Below are 24,348 nucleotides of genomic sequence, written 5' to 3' on the forward strand. Positions count from 1 at the left end.
GGATTAATCCTTATCGGTGACCTCAGCAATACTTTTCAAGGGATCACCGATAGTTTTATAATCCCCCTCACCTTTTAATATTGCAAGCATTTTAGTGGAATTCCGCAAGACTGACTTTGCCGATTCCAATTCTTTATCATACTGGAATGCTTGCATTATTTTACCTTTCTCAAAGTAATAACGGCTTACAATCTGTGTCTCCAGGATCCGTTTAATTTCCTCTTTGTGCAACATCAGATCGGTTTTTTTATTCACCAACAGTTTGTCCTGCAGGTTCTCCAGATCCGCTTTTACCGCTGCCAGTTTATGTTCTTTTTCTGCTTCCGTCCGAAGGTTAGTCAGTAATCGCTCCGTCTGGGATACATAACTGTAATCTTTATCTTCCAGTGTATTTACAAATGCAGCATAATCTTCATCAGAGATCCTGAAAACCTTTGCTTCAGCGACAGAAGGGTGTTTTTTCCAGTAGTTATTGGCAAAATCAAAAAACATGCTCTTGCTGACCAGCGATAGGATCAAAGGACTCGGTTTTGTATTGTGCACCGTAATATCCGGGTAAATACCATTCCCATTGTATACGCTTCTCCCGGTGCGGGTATTGAACTTCGTAATTAAGGAATCAGCGAAGCGGTCATTCTTTCCGCCTTCATTTTTATGGGAATAATCTATCGCCTGGATACAGCGGCCTGAAGGTGTAAAGTATTTGGCCACAGTTACCTTCACCAGGCTGTTATAAGGCAGGTTAAAAGTTTGCTGCACCAATCCTTTGCCATAGCTCCGCTGGCCAATAATTACAGCCCTGTCAAGATCCTGCAACGCACCTGCTACAATTTCTGAGGCAGAAGCGGAAGAACCGCTGATCAGTACGGTTAAAGGGAGATCGGGCAATACCGGCTGGTAGATTGTTTTATAATTGATGGTCTTTTCTACGTTCCGTCCCCTCTGGGTAACAATCAACACATCTTTAGCCACAAAAAGATTGACAATTTTTACTGCTTCCTGTAAGATTCCACCGCCGTTATAGCGCAGGTCAAGGATCATCCCGGCAGGGTGCTGTTTGTTCAGTTCCAATGCTGCATCTTTTACCTCCTGGGCAGAGTTCTCCAGAAACTTATCCAGCCTAATATAGGCAAGTCCATCAATTATTCCCGAATAGGAGACATTGGGCTGTTTGATCTCATCGCGTGTGAGCTCCTTGCTCAACTGTGCACCATCCCTCAGAACCAACAGTTTCAATAAAGATCCTTTCGGCCCGCGAAGGAGCTGGCTGACCGAGTTCCGGTCTTTGCCCTTCACATCGACATCATTGATCCTGAGCAGCTGATCCCCAGGCTTGATTCCCTGGTTGAATGCAGGATATCCCTCACTTACTTCATTGACGAAAAGTTTACCGCCAATAAAAACAGTACTTGCCCCTATGCCACCAAACTGGGTGCTTACATATTTTAGTTTATAGTCTTCAATTTCAGACTCAGGAATATAAGAGGTATAAGGATCAAGATTATCCAGCATAGCATCTATACCGGTTTTCATGAGATCTGAAGGATCTGTTTCATCCACATAATTGATGCTCACTTCTTTGTACACCGCAGCAAAGATGTCCAGGTTTTTTGAAACCTGGAACAGGTCCTCCTTAAACGACCATGTGAAAGAAGCGAATGCAATAATAACTACTACAAGAGCATACCTGGTCTTTTTCATGGCGTGATATATTTTATGTTTCAGGTGCCGGTTTACACACCCTAAATGACTAAAGTCTGTTTCCGTTCGGATCAGCTAATGCTTTCTGAATGGTGAATTCAACATATCTCACATCTCTCTTCAGCAACTGTGTTAAACGATTAACCAATTCATCTTCCTGACCAGGGGTAAACGATAAATTCTCTTTCGCCAGTTCTCTGTATTTCCTCAGGACTTTAGTTTTCACTCGCTGTGCAGATTCTGTAGTCAGTGTAAAGCTTGCCATAGTTTTTTATTTTCTACAAAAATAGAAAAAAAAACAGCAGATAGTTAATTCTGCCCGATAAGTGCTTAATTAAAATATGTTTTGAATAAAAACAGACAATATCGTTGGAATACAGGGCCAAAAGACACAAAAGTATGCTCAATCCTGAAATACTTTTTTATATTTACTGCTCCCTTAAATCCTAAAATTATCAATTTAGAATGGCAAGATTAAATCTTTTGGAAGAAACACGTTTCGAAAAACTCCCTGTTTCTGTATTTGACAACCCCTTAACAGCTTCTGTAAATGTTGCACACCGCATTGCTGATATCATCAGACAAAAACAGAAAAACAATGAGCATGCAGTACTTGGCCTGGCGACAGGAGCAACCCCAATTGCTGTTTATGCTGAACTGGTTAGGTTACACAAAGAAGAAGGATTAAGCTTCGGTAACGTAATTACCTTCAACCTTGATGAGTACTATCCGATGAAGCCAGATGCGGCCCAGAGTTATGTCACTTTCATGAAGGAAAACTTATTCAATCACATTGATATCCCTGCAGAAAATATCAATATTCCTGACGGTACACTCAGCCTGGAGGAAATCCCTGCATTCTGCCTGAACTATGAACGCAAAATCGGTGAACTGGGTGGTCTGGATATACAGATCCTGGGTATCGGCCGTACCGGTCACATTGGTTTCAATGAACCAGGCTCTGCACCAAATTCAGGTACTCGCCTGGTTACTTTAGATGACCTGACCAGAAAAGATGCTGCACGCGATTTCGGAGGTAAATCATTTGTACCGGCAAAAGCCATTACCATGGGAATCGGAACAATCTTCAAAGCCCGTGAAATTATCCTGATGGCATGGAACAGGAAAAAAGCTTCTATCATTAAAAAAGCCGTTGAAGGTGAAATTTCAAGTGATGTTCCTGCTACTTACCTGCAGCTGTCGCAACACGTAGAATTTATTCTTGATACGGAGGCAGCTTCAATGCTGACCCGTTTTGATACACCATGGTTGGTTAAAGACTGTGTGTGGGATGAACTGCTGACCAGAAAAGCAGTGATTTGGCTGGCAAAAACATTAGGCAAGCCGATCTTAAAGCTTACGGAAGATGATTTCAATAACCATGGCATGGCACAGCTGGCACTGGAAAAAGGGCCTGTTTACAATATCAATATCCATATTTTTAATAAACTGCAACATACGATTACAGGTTGGCCGGGGGGGAAACCTAATGCAGATGATTCGCAGCGACCAGAAAGGGCAGCACCAGCAAGAAAACGCTCGGTGATTTTCTCCCCACATCCGGATGATGATGTGATTTCTATGGGCGGAACTTTTATACGCCTGGTAGATCAGCAGCACGATGTCCATGTGGCTTACCAGACTTCAGGTAATACTGCGGTTTGGGATGATGATGCGCTGCGTTTCGTGGAGTTCAGCATTGACTTTGCAGAGAAAATGGGGCTCGATCAGAAAGAGCTTAAAAATATCTACCAGAATATGCGCGCTTTCATTGAAAAGAAAATCCCTAACCAGATAGATACTCCGGAGATCCAATCCGTTAAAGGACTGATCAGAAAAGGGGAAGCCATAGCTGGCGCACGCTTCAGCGGACTGGAAGATGATCATATCCATTTCATGGCCCTTCCTTTTTACGAATCAGGAAAAAGCCAGAAAAACCCGGTTACACAGGTTGATGTACAGCTGACCATGGAACTGCTGCAGAAAATTAAGCCAGAGCAGATTTTTGCAGCAGGCGATTTTGAAGATCCACATGGAACGCACCTGGTTTGCTTTAACATTATTGTTGCAGCCTTAAGGGAATTGGGTAAAACGGAAGAGTGGGTGAAGGATTGCTGGTTATGGATGTACCGTGGCGCATGGCATGAATTTGAAACCCATGAAATTGAAATGGCCGTTCCACTGAGCCCGCAGGAAGTATTGAAGAAGAAATATGCCATCTTCAAACACCAGTCCCAAAAAGACAGGGCCGTATTCCCCGGAGATGATGCCAGGGAGTTCTGGGAACGCGCAGAAGACAGGAATAGGGAAACCGCTAAAGCTTATGACGATTTAGGTCTTGCTGAATACGAAGCAATGGAGGCTTTTGTTCGTTTTAAATTCTAAGTCCCTTCACCACTCAAAACATCAACATGGATCAAAACAGTAACCGCTTATTATCGCTGGATTTTTTCAGAGGCGCTACAGTAGCAGCCATGATCCTGGTGAATAACCCTGGCGACTGGGGCAATATTTATAGTCCACTTGAACATGCAGTATGGAATGGGTGTACGCCAACGGATCTTGTTTTCCCTTTCTTTCTCTTTATTGTAGGCGTATCTATTGCCTACGCTATGGGTAGCAAGAAAAATGATCCGGCATTACACCGGCAAATTATAATGAAAGCGCTTAAACGCGCTTTCATTCTTTTCGGTCTAGGGATTTTCCTGACACTGTTCCCGGAAATCTTTACCGACCCTGTTGAAGCCATCAAAACCGTCAGGATTCCCGGTGTATTGCAACGCATAGGTATTGTTTTCTTTATCTCTTCGGTACTCTTTCTTAAAAATTCTGAAAAGAACCTGTTTAAAATAGCCGTAGCCATTTTAATTGTCTACTGGGCCTTGATGACATTCGTTCCGGTACCAGGGGTTGGCTTCGCCAACCTGGAGAAGGAGACCAATCTGGGGGCATGGCTGGACAGATCTGTTTTAACGGAAGCACATTTATGGGCAAGTTCCAAAACATGGGATCCCGAAGGTATTTTAGGGACACTTCCTGCGGTAGCTACCGGTCTTTTCGGTGTGCTCGCCGGACTCTGCCTCCGGAGAAAGGATATGGATGCCGGAACAAAGGTATCCTGGTTATTTTCCGCAGGCGTGATTGCAGTAGTCCTGGGTTTAATCTGGGATTTACAGTTCCCCATTAATAAAGCCTTATGGACCAGTTCCTATGTGTTGTTTAGCGGCGGACTGGCAACTATTATGCTGGCCTTAAGCTACTGGATGATCGATGTGCAGCAGTATGCTGGTTTTACAAAACCATTTGTGGCCTATGGGACCAATGCAATTACCGCCTACTTTTTATCAGGTTTATTGCCTTCCCTGCTCAACATGGTGAAGATGAGCACTCCCCAGGGATCAGAAACCGGACTACATTCCTGGTTGTATGATACCCTTTATGCGCCCTATTTTTCAGCACTCAATGCCTCTCTGGCCTGGGCCATATCCTTTGTGCTGGTGTTATTCCTCCTCCTTTGGATCATGTACAAAAGAAAAATTATTATCAAGGTTTAACATTTTTGATGCATTTGCGTCTTAACACTAACAACATATATTAAAAACTGAGAAATGAACAAGAAAACGAGTTTTGTCGTACTTGGACTATCTGCGTTTATCGCAATAAACAGTCCGGTATTTGCACAGAAAAAAGCCGTTAAAGCTAAACAAACTGCCCCTGTCGCCTCCCAGGGAAAAGTTATCCCCAATGATCCTGCCGTGAAAATCGGCAAACTGCCAAATGGCCTTACCTATTACATCAGGAAAAATTCAGAGCCGACAAAAAGAGCGGAACTTTATCTTGCCAACAAAATCGGGTCGCTCATGGAGAATGACGACCAGCAGGGATTAGCTCATTTTACCGAGCACATGGCATTTAATGGAACAAGGGATTTTCCAAAAAATGAAATCATCAATTACCTGCAAAAAGCAGGTGTACGTTTTGGTGCAGATTTAAACGCATCGACAGGTTTTGACCAGACCGTTTATCAGTTGCCCATTCCGACAGATAGTGCCGAGGTTTTCAAGACCGGATTTAAAATCCTTTCCAACTGGGCAGGACGAATTTCAATGGATGGAGAAGAGATCGATAAGGAACGTGGTGTAATCATTGAAGAAGAACGCCAGCGTGGTAAAAATGCACAGGATAGAATGAGCAAACAACTTTTACCGCTACTGCTGAAAGATTCCCGTTACGAAAACCGGATTCCGATTGGCAAGCTCGACTTGCTGCAGACCTTTACCCATGATAAGATCAGATCGTTTTATGCCGACTGGTACAGACCAAACTTACAGGCTGTCATCGCAGTAGGTGACTTTGATGTAAATGAAGTGGAAAAACTGATTATCGCTAATTTCTCCGACCTCAAAAATCCTACAAAAGAAAGGGAAAGACTGAAATATGACCTGCCGGACAACAAAGCGCCATTGGTTAAGATTATCACCGATCCGGAACAACAGTACAATGTGGCCATGGTCATGTGGAAACAACGCGGACGTGGCAATAAAACCACAGACGATATCAGAAAGAGTTTGGTGTATAGCATGATCAACAGCATGCTGGATTCCCGTTTTCAGGAAATCATGCAGAAAGGCGATGCCCCCTTCCTCTTCGCAAAAAGTTCTTTCGGTCCTTACCAGGGTGGATTAATTCCCGGGTTGAATGCCTTCCAGACGGTAGTAGCGAGTAAATCGGGCAAAGATCTTTTACCTGCTTTCACCGCAGCTATTGCAGAAAGTGAACGGGCTGTTAAGTTTGGATTCCTGGCTTCCGAGCTGGCCGTAGTCAAAAGGAATCTTGAATCGGGAAATGAAATGCAGTTTAAAGAAGCCAATAAAACTGCTTCTTCGGCATTTGTACAACAATATTTAGAACACTTCCTTAAAGGTAGCCCGATAGGTTCCATGGCTTTCAATTATGAGGAGGTGAAGAAACAGCTGGCAACAATTACTCTGGCAGAAGTAAACAGTATGGCAAAAACACTGATTACAAAAGACAACCAGATCCTGATTGTACAGGCCCCTGAAAAAGATAAAGCAGATCTTCCTACAGAACAAGCTTTATTGGCTACGCTAAGCACTGCCGGTGCCCATGTAAAACCTTATGTGGATGATGCAGTGACCAAACCATTATTGGCGACAAAACCTGTTGCCGGGAAAGTAGTTGCTGAAAAGAAATTTAATGAGATTGGTGTAACGGAATGGACATTGAGCAATGGCATTAAAGTGGTGCTGAAGCCGACCGATTTCAAGAACGACCAGATCATGTTCAACTCTTTTTCCAAAGGAGGAACTTCTGTTGCCGATCCTAACGATTATCAATCGGCAGACTTCTCTTCCCTGATTCCTCAAAGCGGACTGGGTGATTTTAATCCTTCTCAGCTGAATAAGCTCCTGGCAGGAAATACAGGAAGAGGCGGTGCTTATATCGATGAGTTATACCAGGGCTTCAATGGCGGTTCAAGTCCGAAAGACCTGGAAACAGCTTTCCAGATGGTGTATGCCTCTGCAACAAATCCACGCAAAGACGCTGAAATTTTCAACAAAAACATCAGCGATTATAAAATAACACTGGCCAATAAAAATGCCAGTCCGGAAAGTGTTTTCGGAGATACTGTCCAGGCTGTACTTTCCTCGTATAACAAGAGAAGTATGCCAACTACCCTGGCCGATGTAGAAAAAGTATCCCTTGATAAGTCCTTTGCTTTCTATAAGGAGCGTTTTGCTGACCTTGGAGAGCAGACTTTTGTGTTTGTGGGTAATTTCGAGCTGAATACCATTAAACCGCTTATAGAGACTTATATCGCGAGTCTGCCTACCCAGGGTAAAAAGCAGAATTTTGTGGATATCGGTGCAAATCCGCCTAAAGGTGTGGTGAGCAAAACGGTATACAAGGGATTGGAAGATAAGGCCAGTGTCCAGCTATATATCCATGGTGATTTTGACTATACGGCCGAGAACAATGTTCAGCTGAGCGCATTGAAAGCTGCCCTGGAGAATAAAATCCTGGAAAGACTGCGGGAGAAAGAAAGTGGTGTGTATAGTCCAAGTGTAGGATTAAGTGTGGGTAAACTCCCTGCTGCACATTATTATTTCACGATCTCTTTTAGTTGTTCAACAGCAAACGTAGAGAAACTGGTTGCTGCAGCTTTGGATGAAGTTAAAAATATCAAAGCCAGCGGTGCAACAGCTGAAGATGTGGAAAAATTCAAATCTGAAGAGCACCGCCAGATGGAGCTGAGCTTACGTAACAATGGTTACTGGTTAGGTTACCTGACCACGAGACTCAAATATGAAGATAACCTGGATCTGATGCTGGGCAATAAGAAACGTGTTGATGCGGTAACGGTAGAGTCTACTAAAGCCACAGCCCAGAAATACCTGAATGAGAATAACTATATCCGTTTGGTATTAGTTCCTCAGAAATAGGCCTGATCAATATAAAAAGATCAGATTGATCTGTATACATGAAGAGGATGAATCAAAAAAACCGGGCAATGAATCATTGCCCGGTTTTTTTATGGCTGCCCAATGGTATAACTGCTCAAATGATCAGCTTAAACTATTTAGCTTCTACCCCCACAGGTCCGCTGGCTTCGCTTTCATTTTTAAGCCTGTCCAATGCAGTGACCAGGTAATTATATCTCTTGCCTTTCTCTATACTGGTATCTAAAAAGAAGGTAAAGTCTTCAAAACTGATATGAAGTATATTCTCCGCATTCAGGACATCAATCTTCTCCCCTTCCTCAAAGCGATAAACAACATAACCCGATGCCGTTTCTCCATCTTCAGCCTTTAAAGGGGCTTCCCACTTCAGCTGCACACCCACAGGAATAGCGACAGCACTTAAATTCTGCGGTTGATTAGGCACCACTTCATCCAGCCATGGCATTTGTGGTGGCAAGGCAGGGTATTTATAAAGGTCATTCCTCAAAGAGTCCTGTGTTCCCCGCGCTACCGTAGAAAGGGATTTTGAGCTGAAGAAGATACTTCCCTGCACACGGTTATTCTTTCTCAGGTAACGGATCTGCTCAGGAATCTGGTTTGGTACCCTCCAGGCCGCTTCCATCTTCTGGTTCACCAAATATGCCGCCTGCCCGATATACAAATGGCGGCCATAGGTATTGTCACTCCACCAGTCAACAAGGGTTCCAAATGGTGCAGCCCTCCTGGTGAAACTGAAATAGATCTGTGGATTGATATAATCCACCCAGCCCTCTTTAATCCATTTGCGCGAATCGGCATACAGTTCATGATAATTAGAAAGGCCATGCGTGTCGGATCCCAGCTGATCATCGCTCTGGTTTTTCCAGATACCAAAAGGACTGATTCCGAACTTCACGTACTTTTTATAAAAGTGAATACTGTCATCCAGCTGTTTGATCAATACATCTACATTGTTCCTCCGCCAGTCTTTGATATCATCAAACGCTTCCCCATACTTTTTAAAAGTTCCTTCATCATTGATCCGCTGACCAGCAAGAGGGTAAGGGTAAAAATAATCGTCGAAATGAATACCATCCACATTATATCCCTTTACTACATCCAGGATCACCTGTACAATGTATTCACGTACTTCAGGTAAACCCGGATCAAACTGTTTCTTTCCCCCATAGGTGAAAAACCATTCGGGTTTCTTGCGGGTCATGTGGTCCGGACTCACAAATGAACTGCTACTCATCGTTGCACGGTAGGGATTGAACCAGGCATGAAGCTCCATCCCGCGGGAATGTGCTTCCTTAATCGCAAATTCTAAAGGGTCATAACCTCCGGCAGGTGCTACACCCTGTGTTCCGGTAAGCCATTGGCTCCATGGCTCCCTCGATTTTTTATAAAAAGCATCCGCAGCAGGCCTTACCTGCAGGATGATCGCATTCATTCCACTTTTTTTATGCTGTTCCAGCAGCCCTATAAACTCCTGTTTCTGCTGGTCAGCAGTCAATCCAGGTCTCGAAGGCCAGTCAATATTAGTCACTGTAGCCACCCACACCCCTCTGAATTCCCGTTTTGGAGCAATTTTTGCTGTCGACTGTGCGTAAATAAAGTTAGAGCTAAGTAAGGTTGTGAAAGTTGCCAGAACTATCTTTTTCAGCATTATTTGTTGTTTTTGGTCGTGTACATTGTCTGATAAATGAGAATATCAAATCTACAGATATCCCTAATGTTAGCAAGTAAACGATTTTTTTCAAAGTCTCATACAATTACATTGTACTTTTTACCAAAAATTACATTATTTATCTTATGTTCGTTTTTTTTTAGAAAAACCGTAATTAAAGGTATTTACTGCTGATAGCTCAACTTTTAGATTCAAATGTTAGACTCCAAGGAAACCGTAAATAAGGGAGACCGCAATAAGATATACTTTTTAATAGTCGTAATAGCAGCGCTATTGGGGACTAATCTTTTTCTGTATGTGAAAGACAGACATGAGAAAGAACGTTTTGTTACAGCAAGCACAGAAAAAGACCGCTTAAAACTGGAAGTAGAGAAAGTAGAAGTAGAATTTGACAAAGTAAACCAGCTGAACGTAGCCCTCACAGAGAAACTGCAGACGGAACAACTCCTTGCCAGAAATAAGATCGCCGAGCTGAAAAAAGCCTTGCAAAAAGGACAGTTTACCCAGGGCGAACTTCTAGCTACCCAAAAAGAGCTGATACAGCTTAAGACATTTATTGCCAATTATAAGGAAGACATTGCGCGACTGGAAAAGGAAAACACCTACCTAAAGGCCGAAAGAGATAGCCTGGAGAAATCAGTCACCAAGGTAAGTGCCAGGGCTCACGATTTGGAAATAAGGAATTCTGCATTGGATGAAAAAGTAAAAATAAACGCTGCACTGAAAGCCTACAATGTTCAGCTCCTGGCCTACAAAGTAAAAAACAGCGGTAAAAATGTAGCGGTAACCAAAGCCTCAGCTTCCAAGAAACTGATTACCTATTTCAGCATCATCCCAAACCAGCTGGCAAGGAAAGATTACCATAAAATCTACCTGCGTGTATTTGACCCTACGGGGAATTTAGTGGCCAACGAGAACAACATGTTTGAAGCTGACGGACAGGAAATGCAATACAGTGACATGATCACCATTTCCTATAACAATGATGATACCGCTTACCAGATGGAATGGGTAAACCCTCAGCCATTCATTAAGGGTACTTATTCCATTATTCTGTATGCCAATGGATTTACCATGGGAAAAACATTCATTGACCTCAAATAGGATATTATATCAAAGGAAAACTTAAATAGAAAGTCGTTCCTGTATCCGCAACAGATTTAAAATCTATAGTGCCTCCGGCATTTTCTACGGCCTGTTTAACAAAAGCAAGGCCCAAACCTGTGCCGGAAGATTTGGTCGTGAAGTTAGGTACAAAAATTTTGTCCTGTAACTCAGGGTCTATTCCTTTTCCATTGTCATCAATCTCTACCCAAACCTGCCGGGCATCGTTGGTGATTTTAATGTAAATAAGACTTTTACCAATGCCCACAGAAGCTTCAATTGCATTCTTCATCAAATTGTTAAAAGAACGCAACAACTGATCTTTATCACCCAGAATATGCAGTTCCTTGCTGGTCAGGTTGGAGATATAGATCTCTGCATTTTTGGTATTGGTGAACACATCCCTGCTCTGCTCAATAATTGGGATAAGTAGTAATTCCTCCAGTTTGGTATCAGGCATTTTGGCAAAATTAGAGAACTCGGATGCTATCGTAGCAAGACTGTCAATCTGCTCTACAAAAGATTTATAGAAACGCTCAAACTTAAGTTCAAAATTCGGATCTTTTTCTTTCCATGATTTCTCCAGGAGCTGGACACCCAGCTTCAAAGGCGTAAGCGGGTTCTTGATCTCATGCGCCACCTGCTTGGCCATTTCCCGCCAGGCACTCTCCCGCTCCGATTTGGCCAGCTTTGCTGCACTTTCTTCCAGCGCAGCAATCATCTTGTTATATTCCCTGATGAGGGAACCAATTTCATCATGTCTCGACCATACAATTGGCTGGTTCTTTTGCCCCAGTTTCGTTTTTCTGATACTTTCCTGAATAAAAGTTAAGGGACTGGTAATCTGGTTGGCAAGGAATACAGCAAGAATTCCAATGGCAACAAATACCAGTGCATAGATATTAATCAGTGTATTGATAAATAAGCTGATCTTTGTTTCATAATCGGCTTCATTGCCATAGTATGGCAAGCCTATAAAAGCAACAGTCTGGTTCTGTGAATTCCGGATAGGCGCATAGGCTGAAGAATACTGAAATTCACCAATCGTTTCTACCGGATTTGAATATTCTGAGCGCTGCAGCTGCTTCACGAAAATATAAGCTTTAGGCCCCATCTTTGTGCTCAATATCCCATAATCATACATCTTGGGTAAAGAAGTGAACAGCAGGTTCCCTTTCACATCAAACAGGTTCAGGTACGCAGAATTGACATCTGCAAACTGGTTGAAGTTCACTATGGCCTGGTCGGTAAGTGCCGGAATTCCGGTATTGAAAATCTGCTTCTCATAGGAAAGCTGCACCTTTCTGATCTTTTCCCTGATGACATCTTCCTGTTGCCTGCGGTATTCATCCCGGATATAGAAGAAAGTAGACCAGCCCACAATCAGCAATGTGGCGACAACAGACAAGACGATGGACAGCTGTATCCTTGTTTTATAAAGGATCTTATTCGCATTAATCATTAAAGACCGGTTGATATTGAACCAGCCTCCCCAGCTTTCATCAATATTTTTCAGCAGCCAGATCAATACATATAAAGCCGACGCAAACATGATAAACACGAGAAAGAAAAAAGAGAGTGTGGCCAGCCTGACAATATAAGTCACCTTTTCCTTGCTGATGACAATAATCCGGGAATGTGTAGGCGCATAAATCAAATGACTATACCCCAATTTGGCATCATTTACAATAATACTCTCCTGCGGCTTGCTTTTAAACTCATTGTTTGCAAGCTTATAGGTGTATTTCCCGGATTGTTTAATGAGCTTATTATTGCTGTAAAAGGCAAAGGAATAATTGGCATAATCCTCATCAGTCTTCATCTTTCCATCAATAAGGATTTCCGGAAACTGACTATTGTAATTATACTGCTGCGATTTTAACTCAATAACGATAGTGCCCAGTAAATGATTGTCATCGAACACCGGGATGATCCCAAAGTAGTTCTGGTATCCGAAAGTATCGATCAGCCGGTAAAAGAAATTGGATATCTTGATGGTTCCTGACTGTACCAATTGCTGGTAATGCCTTAGTGATACATTATTATGGTTGATGACTGTGGAATCGCTGGCCTTGAATTCATAGAAATTATATTCAAACTGCGACAGGTAACCATCCAGAAAAGTCTTTGTGATATAATTTTGCAGGGCAAGCTGCCGGTTTCCACCAGGACTTTTAAAGTAGTCGGTAATAAACAGGTCATTGGAAATCCCATTTCCGAGGTTTTCAATGGAGTTGATTACTTTAGGATCATCCGGAGAGTTGAGTTTTGCAGCAATTACCGCGCGGTTGGCCCGCTCCTTGATGTCATTAAACTTCAGGTATTTAATAGAAGAAACAAAAGCCAGACAAAAGAATATCGCCGCAAAAAGCCCTATCGAAAACTTATTGTCATTGATATAAATATTATAGGAAATGATAAAGATGAACAGGGCATAGGCAATAAAAAAGATCGTAAATGAAGTACATGACATGTAAATAAAATACATGAAAAACATCCCTAAGAATACATACAATCGCTCTTTATGGCTTACATGGAGCTGTTTACTGAGTTCGGTAAAAAAGCAGACAATCAGGTAAACATTAAACCAAACCAGGCACAGGATCACGATACATACCCAGCTCATCCAGCTCAGGTTAATAATATTCGTGATATCGAAGTTAATCTTGGAATTGTAGATCAATCCAAAAAAGACTTCGTTCATCAATAGTGCAATACCTGCAAAGAATAACAGGAGCACGATATGGATGCACAAACCCGCCGTTTTATTTTTAGCAATGCGTTCAGGGATTCGATAATGGTCTTTGTAGGTATAAACGAACAATACGATCCAGGTCAAAGCCAGAACGTTTAAGAGAAAATCACCCAATGAAGGCAGGAAGAAGCTTTCTGCATAAATCGATGGGTTGAACGCAGGAACATTAAACTGGTGATTGAACCATCCGTATTCCAGGTCTGTAAGTCGGATAGCTGCAAAAAATGAAATGAGCAACAGGGTACTCAGCCATAGCCGATCCTGCTTGACCAGCCAGGCACATAATGAATTGACAAATAGGGAGAAGCTGAATAAACCAATTACCCAAAGCCAGATTTGCACTGTAGCATATATACTTTGCGTATAGTCGGCCTTAAGCTTTACCTCAAACAGCAGCTTGCCTTCATGGTTATTGATCCCATAAATGTCCTCGTCTATGAAGGAGGCAATATCCAGGGAGTTCGTGGAGGAAAGCTTTTTATCAATCCCATTTTTCAGGTAACGGTTTTGGATGCTGTATTGCCTTTTGACGTCAATTAAGAAAATAAGCGTATAGTTATCGCGCGTTCTCTTGATCACCTCATACCAGCCATTGGGAAACTGCACAAAGGAGGAGCCTTCCCTGATGGACTCCATATCTAATGGCACCGCTTTATACGAACTCCAGAACTTTAATTCCGACTGTTCATAGACCAGCAAATTGATTCCTTTTGTACGGTAATTATTTATGAATGTTAAAGCAGCACCCTGGTTCAGGTGAAACTGACTCGCTTTCTGGACCTGTCCGGGATCTGACAGGAAATCATAGACTTTATTTTCTGCTTCTGCCAGGTTTTTCTGAAGCTGCCCCGCTTCATATTTAAGAAGGTCTTTTTTTGTAATGGAATGTTTTAAAGATATGGCGGTGACTATACAGCACACCCCCAGTATCAATAAAAGAAATCTTATTTTCCCTCCTAAATTCACTCCATTTTTATTTTATGATGAATTTATACAGGAACTGCCGCAGAACTTGTTTGTGCTGCCCTGTTTACCTTTTTTACCAAACCCTGCAGTACATTTCCCGGACCTACTTCAACAAATTCGTCAGCACCATCAGCCAGCATACGTTCTACTGTCTGTGTCCACTTCACCGCACCGGTAAGTTGTGTGATAAGGTTGAACTTTATCTTCTCAGGATCAGTTTCTGCTACCGGGTCCACATTTTGATAAATCGGACATACCGGAGGAAGGATAGTTGTATTTTCGATGGCTTCTTTCAGCTCCAGTCGCGCAGGCTCCATTAATGGGGAATGGAAAGCACCACCAACACTTAATTTTAAGGCTCTTTTTGCACCGGCTTCAGTGAGTTTCTGGCAGGCAATATCTACCCCCTCAATACTTCCTGAGATCACCAATTGTCCAGGACAGTTATAATTTGCCGCCACAACCACTTCATCGATATCCGCACAAATCTGCTCTACGACCTCATCTAGCAATCCCAATATCGCTGCCATGGTAGAAGGCTGCAGTTCGCATGCCTTTTGCATTGCATTTGCACGTGCAATCACCAGTTTCAATCCAGCTTCAAAAGAAATTGCCGAAGCGGCAACAAGTGCTGAAAATTCTCCCAGGGAGTGTCCCGCAACCATATCCGGTTTAAAATCATCCCCAAGCGACTTGGCAAGGATTACAGAGTGCAGGAATACTGCCGGCTGCGTAACTTTTGTTTGTCTCAATTCTTCGTCAGTTCCGGAGAACATGATATCACTGATACGGAATCCTATAATCTCATTTGCTTTTTCAAATAATTCTTTCGCTATCTCATTTTCATATAGCTCTTTGCCCATACCTGAAAATTGAGCCCCTTGTCCTGGAAATAAATATGCTTTCATTTATATATTGTGTGTAATAAAAATCTATCGTCGCCTATTGAATTGTGTATTTTTGACTACTAATGTAACCTTGCAGTGATTAAGCGCAAAAACTCTGCCCTTGTTTTATCATTTGCAAATTCACCTGTAAATGCAGAAGTCGTGGTCACGGAATTCTGCTTCTGAATCCCCCTCATGGCCATACATAAATGCTGGCATTCAATAACAACGGCAACACCTGCAGGATTCAACGTTTCCTGGATACAATCCCTGATTTCATTGGTAAGACGTTCCTGAACCTGTAACCTTCTGGCATAAGCATCCACCACACGAGGAATTTTACTCAGTCCAACGATATGGCCATTAGGAATATACGCCACATGTGCTTTCCCAAAGAAGGGCAGCATATGGTGCTCGCACATGGAATAGACTTCTATGTCCTTCACCACAACCATCTGGCTGTAATCTTCCTTAAACATCGCCGAGCGAAGAATCTCTGCAGGTTTAAGGTCATAACCATGGGTAAGGTACTGGAGTGACTTGGCCACGCGCTCAGGCGTCTTTAATAAACCTTCACGGTTAGGATCTTCACCCAGCTGACTTAAAATATCTGTATAATGGCTGGAGATGGCTGCAGTTTTATCCGTATTATAGCGATCTATTTTAATATATCCTTCGTTCTCTTCTTCAAAGGAGTCTTGTGTATGATTGTTATTCATGTGTATGTGGATTAACCGAAATACTCTACGAAATTATTTTCGGTCTCGTAAATTTTTATACTGTGCAGGATGGCACCCCCGGCGGTAATATGCGGGATTAATTGTTCCCAGATGGCGATAGCCAGATTTTCTGTGGAAGCGAGCTTGTCTTTCATGAAATCTACATCCAGATTCAGGTTTCTATGGTCAAGTTTATCAATAATATGTTCATTGATAATATGTTTTAACCATTTAAGGTCTACCAGGAAACCCGTTTCCGGATTGATCTCTCCCTTAACCGTCACAAACAGCTGGTAGTTATGTCCATGCCAGTTCGGATTCGCACATTTGCCATAGACCTCTAAATTCTGATCTTCCGACCAATCAGGGCGCGCCAGCTTATGTGCAGCATTAAAAGATTCTTTACGGGTTATATAAATCATTGTAATCGTATTTATTCGTTTTTGAAGATCGGCAGTCCCCTTCATACTTAGCCATTTACAGGCAGGACATGCTGATACATTTAATAATTGACTGCAAATATACGCAGAAAGGTTTAAGTAGAAAGTTTAACTTCGTCTCATGAAGATATTGGTCGTTGCAGCTACCAGAGCCGAGCTTACAGGATTATATGAAACTTTTGGATTACCGGAAGACAATTTCGTGCAAACGCCGGAATTCGATGTACTGATTACCGGTGTTGGGATGACTGCCACCGCATTTGCCCTTGGGCAACATTTATCAAAAGATTACCGTCTGGTCCTTAACCTGGGTATTGCCGGCTGTTATGACTTTTCTATTCCCTTAGGCAGCCTGCTGAACATTACAGCCGATGAATTTTCTGAACTGGGTGCCGAAGATAAGGAAGAGTTTCTTTCTATAGATACCCTTGGCTTTGGCACCAGCCACTTTACTTCAGGGGAGCCGGTAAAATCCCCATTACTTGACCACCTCAAAAAGGTGAATGGCATCACGGTAAATAAAGTCCATGGCAATAAAAACAGCATTGCCGCCATCCGCAGCAGACTTCAACCTATCACAGAAAGTATGGAAGGTGCGGCAGTATTTTACTGTTGTGCACAAACAGCGATCCCATGTCTGCAAATACGGAGCATCTCCAACTACGTGGAAGAACGCAACCGGGAAAGCTGGAAAATTGGCCTGGCCATAAAAAACCTGAACCAATGGGCGATTGAATTTTTGACAAAGGATTAACCAATGCCTTTCCGATTAATCTTACATTTAGCGCATGAAACTTTCACTCGGCTTTTCCCCATGTCCTAACGACACCTTTATTTTCGATGCCCTCATTCACCATAAAATTGATACGGAAGGACTGGAATTTGAAGTTTTCTTTGATGACGTGGAAACACTGAACCAGAAAGCTTTAAATGGAGAACTGGATATCACCAAACTGAGTTTTCATGCTTTTGCCCATGTAGCCGATCAGTATGCCTTACTGGATGCGGGCAGTGCATTGGGATTTGGCGTAGGCCCGCTGCTTATTTGCAAAAATGAGGAGCTGATTGACAGTCCCGAATTACAGGCAACACCCTCTGAGTTAAAGGTTGCCATTCCGGGAGAATTGACCACAGCAAACTTCCTTTTGGGTATTGCTTTTCCCAATTTACAGCGAAAACAGGTCATGGTTTTCTCTGAAATACAGGATGCCTTGCTGAACAATACCATTGACCTGGGACTGATTATCCATGAAAACAGGTTTACGTATACGGAAAAAGGACTGCATAAAATTGTAGACCTGGGCAGTCACTGGGAGCAGCTGACTGGTTGTGCTATCCCTCTGGGAGGAATTGTCATTAACCGTAAGCTTGACAAAGAGATACAGCTTAAAGTAAACAGGCTGATCAGAAAATCAGTTGAATTTGCTTTTGAAAACCCAAAATCAGGCATAGACTTTATTGCTTCCCATGCACAGGAAATGGAAGAAGCAGTCATGTACAAACACATTGAACTGTACGTCAACAAATACTCTGTCCATTTGGGTGATGAGGGGCGCAAAGCCATAGACATCCTGTTTGAAAAGGCGCAGGAAAAAGGAATTATCCCGGCCGTGACAAAAGATCTTTACGTTACCTCCTAAGGAAAAGCCTAAAAATACGATCTGTTTACTGGTTACAAGGCCCCTCAGGAATTGTTTTTAAAATCTTGATCAACCTTGTCACCACCAAAGTGGAATCAAAATCTGCTGAAACCATTAAACTATCAGATTTTATGGCATGGCATTCTGCTTCTATATATACGGGTTCATAGGGTTTCTCAAAATTGAACTTGCTGTAAGAAAGTTCCAGTGTTTTGGCACTGTCAGCCACCCAATATTCACGGCCTTCTTCACAATCTGTAAAACTCTTGATTTCTGGTCCATAACTATACAAGCCTTTTATTATTCTCGTCTTGCTTTTCGTCTGACCTGCTTGTTTGTTATCACAGGCCACAAAAAAAACAGAGAGTATACATAAAGATAAAATTGCAGGCTTTAAGGATTTCATGTTATAGATCTTGATTTAAATTATTAATGTTCTTAACGCTCAAATTAGATGACAAAGCTGATGCCATAAAAGAGAAAACACTCACCGTAACGAAGACTAATATAAAATCTGTGAATTTGAGGCCAATTGGGTAAGCATTGCTCATCAAAAGATTTTCCTGTGACATCTTTACCATTCCGAATTTCTGCTGCAGGAAGCAAAAGATGAAGCCTACTAAAAGACCTGATATACAGCCAGTCATGGTAATCATCATCCCCTCGAACAGGAATATTCTTCTGATCAGCTTTTTGCCGGCGCCAAGACTTGTCAAAATGGCAATATCTTTTAGCTTATCGATAACCAGCATTGTCAGTGAGCCGATGATATTAAAAATAGCAATAATCAGGATAAAAGTGAGGATGATATATACCGCCCATTTTTCTGTGCCCAATATATTATACAGCGCTTTATTCTGTTCTATCCTGTCCTTCACCAGGTATTGCCCGCCAATCTCCTTTTCGATTTTACGTTTAAATCTGTCAGGATCAACGCGCTTTTGCAGGTTAATTTCAATGGATGATATTTTCTCTTCTTCCTGAAGCAGGCTTCGGGCGAAGCTTAAAGGAACAATGGCAATATTGTCGAAATCCTGCTGCACCTCAAAAACGCCTGAAACAGGAATAGACAGGTTCATAAAATCATCTGCAGGATTAACAGAGCTGGTCGTTACTCCTCTTTTAGGGGAAAAGATCTGTAACTGCGTGAAAGGGTCATTGGTATTCACCATGAGGTAACTCTGAAGGGCAGAACCGATGACAGCGTTCGCCCCACTGCTGTTCTCAATGACAAATTTACCCTGGATCGTGATGGTATCCAGGCTTTTATTATTCAGGTAAGCCGCGCTTACTCCCTTTATTAATCCAACCGACTGCTTATCGTTATACCTGAGCAGGGCATTCTCAGACAGGACTTCTGTATATGAATAAATAGCACTGTCCTTCTTCAGCTGCTTAAAATAAGCCGTATTGGGATTAAAGGTTTTTCCTTTAACCGGCGAAATAATCAGTTGGGGAGTAATGGTATTGAACATCTTAAGTACAACGTCCTCAAATCCGTTAAAAACAGAAAGGATGATAATTAATGCGGCACTACCCACAAATACTCCCAGTACGGAAATCGTTGAAATGATATTAATAGCATTGGTAGACTTCTTGGCAAAGAGATACCTGCGGGCAATATAGAGGGCTGTGTTCAAAAGTTTGATCGTTTTATCAAATATCTAAATATAATTAAGTTAATTTAGAAATGGATTATTTTGCTTCTCATATCCTATGGTAGTGGAAGGCCCGTGTCCAGGAAAAACTTCAACAGCATCTGGGAGGACAAAAAGCTTCTCCCTGATATTGTTCAGTAATTGTATATGATTTCCACCCGGAAGGTCTGTACGGCCAATACTGTTGTAGAATAAGACATCACCCCCGATCAATAAGCCCTGTTCTTTGATATAAAAACACAAATGTGCAGGGGAATGGCCCGGAGCGAAGATCAGCTCCAGTTCACTATTTCCGAAAGTCACCCTTCCTGTTTCTTCCAGAAAGATTTCAGGCTCAGGAGAAAGTTCATAGCGCAGTCCCATCTGAGGGGCATATCCCGGTACAGACTGTAAAACATTCAATTCACCTTTATGGAACTGCGGTTTTAAAGACCAGTTGTCATAAACGAACTTATTTCCAAAAACATGGTCAATATGGCAATGGGTATTCAACAGCAGAACAGGCTTCAGATTTCCTTCTTTAATAAATTTAACCAATGTATTCTGCTCTTCCGCCTCATACATGCCCGGGTCAATAATTACACATTCTCCGGTTTCATCATACAAAACATACGTATTTTCCCGGTAAGGATTAAAAGTGAACTGCTGAATAGTGATCATAGTTGAAGTATAATTTAGTTTTTCCATTTAAATGAATGGATCATACGGTCGATATCTTTCTTTATAAAAGATAAAACGGGTGCAATAGAGTCGTATTGCGGTCGCTCATTAAAATATAATGCCCCGCGGAAGTAGTGTTTGGCGCTGTCTGTCAAAAAGAACTGTACAGAGGAAGCCGTATTGCCTTCAATGGCATAATAAACGCCATATAACTTTTTCTCCGGGTAGTTGATCAGTTTCTGATCTATTGCATTGGCCTTAACGGTGTGTTTAAAGGCCAGTGTTCTGGCATCTTCTACGAGGCCATTATAGGCCGCAGCAGAACCAACATCATAATAAGTCAGGTGAAGCCGGGCATTAAACTGCGGAAAATTAAGGTTATTCCAGCAGCCATTGCCATCATCCTGCTGATCTGCTTCTATACGGGCATACTGTGGATAATCGAATGTAAAAGGACATCCTGAACTGTAAGTACGGTATTGCTTCTTTGGGAACTTGATGTTGAAATATCCCTTTGGCTTTGGGGAATAGTCGGGTGAAGACGTACAGGCGGCACAAAGCAGGATAAAAAAACACAGACAGTGGACAGAAAAAGCTTTCATATCATGAATTCCAGATGTACCAGGAACGATCTGCCTGAAGATATAACATTTCCATACCATTTTTTGTGGCAGCGCCCTGCGCCCTAGCCTGCTGTAAGAAGCTGGTTTCTTCAGGATTGTAGACCAGATCGTATGCCAGGTGTTCTGCCCTAAGAAAATGATAAGGTATAGGGGCTGAAGCTTCCACATTAGGGAAAGTACCCAGCGGAGTCGTATTGATAATGATTTGGTGCGTCCGGAGGATCTCTTCCGTCAGGTCTTCATAAAGGATCGCCCCTTCTACAGCCTTCCTGACTACCGTAATAAACGGGATCTGAAGCTGGTTAAGCACATATTTCACCGCTTTCGCTGCGCCACCATCACCAAGGATGAGGGCTTTCTGATGAAAAGGCTTTAACAGCGGCCTCAGCGATTCCTGAAATCCGTAGGCATCTGTATTGTATCCTTTCAAAAAGGGTTTTCCTTCTTTTTCTCCGATAGCAATACAATTCACGGCCCCTATGGCTGCTGCTGCTGCATCCAGCTCATTCAGATAAGCCATGACCTCAACTTTGTAAGGAATGGTCACATTCAATCCGCTGATTGCCGGATTTGCAAGAACACCAGTCAGGTCAGCTATTTTTTCCAGGGGAAAAAGCTCATAATTGCAATCTGCTATCTGATCCCTTTCAAACTGTTCAGTAAAATACTTCTTTGAAAAAGAATGTGCCAGCGGGTACCCAATTAATCCGAATGTTCTCACCTTATAAAATCGTATTGGCTATTTATTTAAATCCAGGAAATAATCAAATGTATCTCCTCTTAGTCCTAAACGGATGGTTTCCAAAGGAATAACTTCTGCAGGAGCGATGTTACCCAGGTTTACATTGGACCCAATTAATTTGATGAACCATACCTGTTGTTCCTTCTGTGGGGCTTCCCAGATAATCGTTTCCTGGGGAATTTGTGTGAGTATCTCATCCACAAGCCCTTCCCTCACCTCTCCTGAGCCACGGTAAATACCTACGTTTCCACCTTCTCTGGCTTCTGCGATTACTTTCCATGATCCGGCTTCAATTTCCGCCTTCATCAGTTTAATCCATTTATAGGGTGCAAAAATCTTCGTTGCATCTTTAGATCCAACTTCAGAGATGACCGTCACATATTTGGACAGTTTGCTGATATATTCGCATTTAAGATCATGATTGATTTCTATTGATCCGTCTGATACTTCTGCATATTCCATACCGAATTGCTCCAGTACGCGGATATAATCTTCAAACTGGTTGCGGATCACAAAAGCTTCGAATAATGTACCTCCAAAATAGGTAGGGATATTCGCACTACGGTATATCGCCAGTTTCTCTTTAAGTTTTGGGGTGACAAAAGAAGTAGCCCACCCGAGTTTCACGATGTCGGAATGGACACCAGCTACATCTATAAAATCTTCTGTCTGTCTCAGGCTCAGGCCTTTGTCCATCACCATGGTAATGCCGCTCTCGCGTGGTTTTACTGGACGTTCCGGAATATTATTCAATGGGTAATTCATATCTGCTGCAAAGGTTAAAAAAAATAAGCCTAATTTCACTGATAAAATGCAATTTTATCAGTGACCAAGCTCATATTTAGCATGCGGCCATGCTATTTGATGTATTTGTTAATGACTTCAATGATCACAGTATTGTCCTGTAACTGCGGCAAATATTCAAATAGGATATAATGTTTTTCAGGGTCGGTGACCAAGGCCGTCTCCAGATAGGCAATGGCTTCCCTGTTTTGTCCCAGCGCAAACAGATAAGCAACCATACGGTAATATAGCTCTGCAGCATCGGGATTATTCTTGATGGCATCAGATATCGTTTCAGCGGCTTCTACCAATCTCCCCTGCTCATACAAGACGGTAGAGAAATCAAGCCATGCCTCCACATCCAGTGGGTTATAGTCCAAAACCTTATAATAAGCCTCTATGGACTGTTCAATTTGTCCGAGTTTATAATAGGCATCCGCCATGGCAAACCAGAATTCTGAATTTTCCTCATCCAGTTCCAGTGCCTTTTTATAAAAATGCAGCGACTCAAAATACCGTTCCTCAAAATTCAGTGTAACACCGATACCAAACCAGGCATCAGCCATCTTCGCATCCATTTTCACTGATTTTTTATAGTAGGAACGGGCTTCGTCCATCTGTTCCAGTTTCTCATAACATTCCCCAATGGCACAATACGTATCTGCATTGGGCTGCTCATATTCCCAGGTTTGTTTGTAGACCTCAATAGCTTCTGCGTAGCGGTCAAGCTGTACCAGTGCATTCCCTTTGTTATAATAGGCTGAAGCAAAATTATCCTTGATAAGAATGGCATAATCATAGGCATCTATCGCCTTTTCAAACAGGTCCAGTTTATGGTATGAGTTGGCCAGGTTGTACCATGCCGCATACGAATAAGGATCATTATCAATATATTCCTGATAAAACTGTATGCTTTCCTCCTGTTTATCCAAGATATCGTAACAGAAAGCCAGCTCATACAACCCGTCTTTGTTTTCCATATTCTGTTCCAGGCTGAGCTTGATGTACTTTACAGCACTTTCATAATCCAGCATATTCTGGTATACATAGGCAATCTGAAGCAGAATTTCATCTGTAGTTTCTGCCAGTTCCAGTGCTTTCTGGAAATTGTCCAGTGCTTCGCTGAAGCGCTCCAGATTGTTGTATATATTGCCACGCAGGATATAGATCTCCGCTTCCGACGCTTCCAGCAGTTCAGCCTTCTGCAGCGAGAAAAAAGCACTGTCCGTCTGGTCAGTAATAAAAAACAGCTGTGCTTGTTTGATCAGAAATACCGCAGCATAAGGATGCTGGTTAAGGGCATATTCTATCACCTGGAGTGCCTTTACAGGATCACTCTTTTCAATATAGTAGTCGATGATATTTTCAAAGGCCGAGGCATCAAAAAAATACTGATCCTGGTTCCTCAACATCTCTTCGTAACGCTCTACCGAACGTTGCGCATCATCACTAAAATCAAAGTAAAATTCCTCTTCCATTGTCTCAAATAATTAAAGAACACCTCCCTTTTCTAAAAATA

20 protein-coding genes are annotated in these 24,348 nt (G+C 42.3%); 6 read left to right on the forward strand and 14 right to left on the reverse strand.

The window, feature by feature from the left end:
• Window positions 1–3 precede the first annotated feature (3 nt).
• On the reverse strand, window positions 4–1,701 hold the full coding sequence (locus ACSBL2_RS25925) for a S41 family peptidase (protein WP_442589465.1): 1,698 nt from the start codon (window positions 1,699–1,701) through the stop codon (window positions 4–6).
• 49 nt (window positions 1,702–1,750) lie between these two features.
• Window positions 1,751–1,966, reverse strand: a complete 216-nt coding sequence (locus ACSBL2_RS25930; RefSeq protein ID WP_442589466.1) for a hypothetical protein — start codon at window positions 1,964–1,966, stop codon at window positions 1,751–1,753.
• Between the two features lie 200 nt (window positions 1,967–2,166).
• On the opposite strand from ACSBL2_RS25930, the gene nagB reads away from it, so the two are divergent.
• The 3 genes from nagB to ACSBL2_RS25945 are packed head-to-tail and all read left to right on the forward strand — an operon-like array spanning window position 2,167 to window position 8,165.
• Window positions 2,167–4,086, forward strand: a complete 1,920-nt coding sequence (gene nagB / locus ACSBL2_RS25935) for a glucosamine-6-phosphate deaminase (RefSeq protein ID WP_442589467.1) — start codon at window positions 2,167–2,169, stop codon at window positions 4,084–4,086.
• Between the two features lie 26 nt (window positions 4,087–4,112).
• Complete coding sequence (locus ACSBL2_RS25940) at window positions 4,113–5,255, forward strand: acyltransferase family protein (RefSeq protein WP_442589468.1); 1,143 nt, start codon at window positions 4,113–4,115, stop codon at window positions 5,253–5,255.
• Window positions 5,256–5,309: 54 nt separating this feature from the next.
• Complete coding sequence (locus ACSBL2_RS25945) at window positions 5,310–8,165, forward strand: M16 family metallopeptidase (RefSeq protein ID WP_442589469.1); 2,856 nt, start codon at window positions 5,310–5,312, stop codon at window positions 8,163–8,165.
• Window positions 8,166–8,298: 133 nt separating this feature from the next.
• Here ACSBL2_RS25945 and ACSBL2_RS25950 read toward each other — a convergent pair whose 3' ends face one another.
• A complete protein-coding gene (locus ACSBL2_RS25950; protein ID WP_442589470.1) occupies window positions 8,299–9,831 on the reverse strand; it encodes a glycoside hydrolase family 10 protein in 1,533 nt (510 codons plus the stop codon).
• A gap of 216 nt (window positions 9,832–10,047) precedes the next feature.
• Here ACSBL2_RS25950 and ACSBL2_RS25955 point away from each other — a divergent pair, with 216 nt between their 5' ends.
• Window positions 10,048–10,956, forward strand: coding sequence for a hypothetical protein (locus ACSBL2_RS25955; RefSeq protein WP_442589471.1), 909 nt, complete (start codon window positions 10,048–10,050; stop codon window positions 10,954–10,956).
• A gap of 4 nt (window positions 10,957–10,960) precedes the next feature.
• On the opposite strand, the gene ACSBL2_RS25960 is transcribed toward ACSBL2_RS25955, so the two are convergent.
• The 4 genes from ACSBL2_RS25960 to ACSBL2_RS25975 are packed head-to-tail and all read right to left on the reverse strand — an operon-like array spanning window position 10,961 to window position 16,705.
• Window positions 10,961–14,677: an ATP-binding protein gene (locus tag ACSBL2_RS25960; protein WP_442589472.1), complete on the reverse strand. Its 3,717-nt coding sequence runs from the start codon at window positions 14,675–14,677 to the stop codon at window positions 10,961–10,963.
• A 23-nt stretch (window positions 14,678–14,700) separates the two neighbouring features.
• Window positions 14,701–15,585 carry an ACP S-malonyltransferase gene (gene fabD, locus ACSBL2_RS25965; RefSeq protein ID WP_442589473.1) on the reverse strand — a complete coding sequence of 295 codons (885 nt, stop codon included), beginning with the start codon at window positions 15,583–15,585 and terminating at the stop codon, window positions 14,701–14,703.
• Between the two features lie 59 nt (window positions 15,586–15,644).
• Window positions 15,645–16,283, reverse strand: coding sequence for a GTP cyclohydrolase I FolE (folE, locus tag ACSBL2_RS25970; protein WP_442589474.1), 639 nt, complete (start codon window positions 16,281–16,283; stop codon window positions 15,645–15,647).
• A gap of 11 nt (window positions 16,284–16,294) precedes the next feature.
• Window positions 16,295–16,705, reverse strand: a complete 411-nt coding sequence (locus ACSBL2_RS25975; RefSeq protein ID WP_442589475.1) for a 6-pyruvoyl trahydropterin synthase family protein — start codon at window positions 16,703–16,705, stop codon at window positions 16,295–16,297.
• Between the two features lie 139 nt (window positions 16,706–16,844).
• Here ACSBL2_RS25975 and mqnB point away from each other — a divergent pair, with 139 nt between their 5' ends.
• Complete coding sequence (gene mqnB, locus ACSBL2_RS25980) at window positions 16,845–17,477, forward strand: futalosine hydrolase (protein WP_442589476.1); 633 nt, start codon at window positions 16,845–16,847, stop codon at window positions 17,475–17,477.
• A gap of 34 nt (window positions 17,478–17,511) precedes the next feature.
• Window positions 17,512–18,363 (forward strand): menaquinone biosynthesis family protein, encoded by an 852-nt coding sequence (locus tag ACSBL2_RS25985; protein WP_442589477.1) that lies wholly within the window; start codon window positions 17,512–17,514, stop codon window positions 18,361–18,363.
• A 25-nt stretch (window positions 18,364–18,388) separates the two neighbouring features.
• On the opposite strand, the gene ACSBL2_RS25990 is transcribed toward ACSBL2_RS25985, so the two are convergent.
• From ACSBL2_RS25990 to ACSBL2_RS26020, 7 genes are all read right to left on the reverse strand, one after another.
• Window positions 18,389–18,769: a hypothetical protein gene (locus ACSBL2_RS25990; RefSeq protein WP_442589478.1), complete on the reverse strand. Its 381-nt coding sequence runs from the start codon at window positions 18,767–18,769 to the stop codon at window positions 18,389–18,391.
• A 1-nt stretch (window position 18,770) separates the two neighbouring features.
• Window positions 18,771–20,003, reverse strand: a complete 1,233-nt coding sequence (locus tag ACSBL2_RS25995; protein WP_442589479.1) for an ABC transporter permease — start codon at window positions 20,001–20,003, stop codon at window positions 18,771–18,773.
• 39 nt (window positions 20,004–20,042) lie between these two features.
• Window positions 20,043–20,681 carry an MBL fold metallo-hydrolase gene (locus tag ACSBL2_RS26000; protein ID WP_442592255.1) on the reverse strand — a complete coding sequence of 213 codons (639 nt, stop codon included), beginning with the start codon at window positions 20,679–20,681 and terminating at the stop codon, window positions 20,043–20,045.
• A gap of 14 nt (window positions 20,682–20,695) precedes the next feature.
• Window positions 20,696–21,283 (reverse strand): gliding motility lipoprotein GldD, encoded by a 588-nt coding sequence (gene gldD, locus ACSBL2_RS26005; RefSeq protein WP_442589480.1) that lies wholly within the window; start codon window positions 21,281–21,283, stop codon window positions 20,696–20,698.
• A 1-nt stretch (window position 21,284) separates the two neighbouring features.
• Entirely contained in the window at window positions 21,285–22,025 is a 741-nt protein-coding gene (locus ACSBL2_RS26010; RefSeq protein ID WP_442589481.1) for a shikimate dehydrogenase family protein, read from the reverse strand.
• A gap of 18 nt (window positions 22,026–22,043) precedes the next feature.
• Window positions 22,044–22,811 carry a phosphosulfolactate synthase gene (locus ACSBL2_RS26015; protein ID WP_442589482.1) on the reverse strand — a complete coding sequence of 256 codons (768 nt, stop codon included), beginning with the start codon at window positions 22,809–22,811 and terminating at the stop codon, window positions 22,044–22,046.
• Window positions 22,812–22,903: 92 nt separating this feature from the next.
• Entirely contained in the window at window positions 22,904–24,307 is a 1,404-nt protein-coding gene (locus ACSBL2_RS26020) for a tetratricopeptide repeat protein (RefSeq protein ID WP_442589483.1), read from the reverse strand.
• Window positions 24,308–24,348 lie beyond the last annotated feature (41 nt).

Origin of the sequence: Pedobacter sp. AW31-3R, from assembly GCF_052180285.1 — a bacterium.
In the GTDB taxonomy this organism is placed as follows: Bacteria; Bacteroidota; Bacteroidia; order Sphingobacteriales; family Sphingobacteriaceae; genus Pedobacter.